At 50.4% G+C, this 1,112-nt stretch carries 2 protein-coding genes; one reads left to right on the top strand and one right to left on the bottom strand.

The genetic code is table 11. The features are described 5' to 3' along the window. Positions 1-123 precede the first annotated feature (123 nt). The gene (locus CEJ45_RS24380) at positions 124-573 is read left to right on the top strand and encodes a hypothetical protein (RefSeq protein ID WP_088757560.1); all 450 of its coding nucleotides are present in this window, start codon (positions 124-126) and stop codon (positions 571-573) included. Here CEJ45_RS24380 and CEJ45_RS24375 read toward each other — a convergent pair. Next, positions 570-1,112: IS3 family transposase (locus CEJ45_RS24375; RefSeq protein WP_141107030.1), on the bottom strand; the 543-nt coding region annotated here is incomplete at its 5' end. The two genes, CEJ45_RS24380 and CEJ45_RS24375, sit on opposite strands and share 4 nt — an antisense overlap.

The raw sequence follows: 1,112 nt of genomic DNA, 5'->3' as shown, positions 1-1,112 counted from the left end.
CAGGATCAGGGCAGCGCTGTTCTGCTGCAAGTGAAGTCATGGATGCAGCTTAAATTCTGGCAAACGCTGTCTTGACGGATGGGTCCACTTTAATGCCACGAATTAAAAGATGGGGAGCGAAAAATGGATTCAAACATCGTTTACGTCAAGTGCCTGAGCAAAGATCGTAACATTGGGCATTTTTTCAAAGATCTTTACGAGCATGGAACGGTAAGTAGTCGGGACTTCGCGTGCGTGCGTATGGACGAGATCGCAATTAAAGACATATTGCGAGAGTACATTTCCAAAAATGGTATTTCGTCCCTCTTCCATTTTTCGCTTACTTGCGATGCGGTACTGCACCCAGGAATTCACGTGGACGAGATTGAGGAAGTAATTCTAGGATTCATCAAGAGGCTCAATGGGATCAAGAATCTTTTCGTGATCGATCCTCACCTCTATACGGACGACCCCGATTGCGTTGCACTGTTTGGACGAATGATTTCGGAAATTTCCGAAAATTTGGAAAGCGTAACGTTTTTCACAAATGGTGACCGGCCTGAAACAACTGGTCCAGACTTAAAGTTAGTCTAAGCGGCAAGCCGCATTGGTGCTGGGGTTGTTGCCGGCAGTGTAGCCTGCGGTGCCGGCGGCCGGTATTTCAGTGAGCTGTGCGGCCGAACGGTATTGTACTGATGACGCCATCGCTCAATGATGACCTGAGCTTCTCGGAGGGTGTAGAAGATTTCTCCATTGAGCAGTTCATCCCGGAATTTGCCGTTGAAGGATTCGCAGTATCCGTTCTCCCAGGGGCTTCCTGGTTCAATGTACAGCGTTTTTGAACCGACCGAAGCAAGCCAGCGCCGAAGGTTCTTGGCGACCATTTCCGGCCCATTGTCAGAGCGTAGATATGCTGGGACACCGTAGGCCACCATGGCCTCAGCCAGGATATCGATAACGTCATTACTGCGAATTTGCCTGGCCACGTGCAGCGCGAGGCAGCGACGGGTGAACTCATCGATGAGCACCAGGATTTTCAGAACACGTCCATCATGCGTTCTCTCCATGACGAAGTCCCAGCTCCAGACATGATTGGCATATTCCGGCCGCATTCGGATGCAGCTACCGTCGGC

Source organism: Herbaspirillum aquaticum (genome assembly GCF_002213425.1).
In the GTDB taxonomy this organism is placed as follows: Bacteria; Pseudomonadota; Gammaproteobacteria; order Burkholderiales; family Burkholderiaceae_D; genus Herbaspirillum; species Herbaspirillum aquaticum.
This window is presented reverse-complemented; position numbering and strand designations above follow the sequence as displayed.

What these genes read in the sequence shown, in the direction of transcription:
- CEJ45_RS24380 (WP_088757560.1), top strand. Translation starts at nt 124, where the DNA reads ATGGATTCAAACATCGTTTACGTCAAGTGCCTGAGCAAAGATCGTAAC.